Source organism: Neisseria sp. P0009.S007, assembly GCF_051962515.1.
In genome coordinates this window covers 1-375 of record NZ_JBQCVF010000945.1, presented here as the reverse complement: position 1 = coordinate 375, position 375 = coordinate 1, and the positions used below count along the sequence as shown (strand labels likewise).

At 55.5% G+C, this 375-nt stretch carries 1 pseudogene; it reads right to left on the bottom strand.

Features of this window, described 5'->3' with window-relative positions:
* Positions 1 to 375 (bottom strand): annotated as a pseudogene (locus ACTHS3_RS17235) (bifunctional [glutamate--ammonia ligase]-adenylyl-L-tyrosine phosphorylase/[glutamate--ammonia-ligase] adenylyltransferase); the annotation flags it as partial.

Below are 375 nucleotides of genomic sequence, written 5' to 3'. Positions count from 1 at the left end.
CATTAATGTATCGGTCGGGTTGGGTTGCTCGGCTGCCGCCTGTACCAACAACGGCACAATCGCGTCAAAACGCGGCTGGGCGTGGGCGGAAAGGTGGCGGTATTTATGGCCGTGCCGGATTTGGTCGAGCCTTGCGGCGATGGTTTCGGCATCGAATCCGTGTTCTTTCAGACGGCCTAGCCGTTCTTCTTCGTCGGGTTTTTCCTGCCATGCCCACTGCCATTCGCTGTTGCTTTGCGTTTGCTCTTCGGGTTCGCTCAAGATTTCGTTGAACAACCGATTGACTTTGTTCCGATGAACATTGAGGCCGTCTGAAAAGGCGGCATAGCTGTCGAAACCCATGCGTTCGGCTAGCAGGTGTTGTTGTTCGGGCGA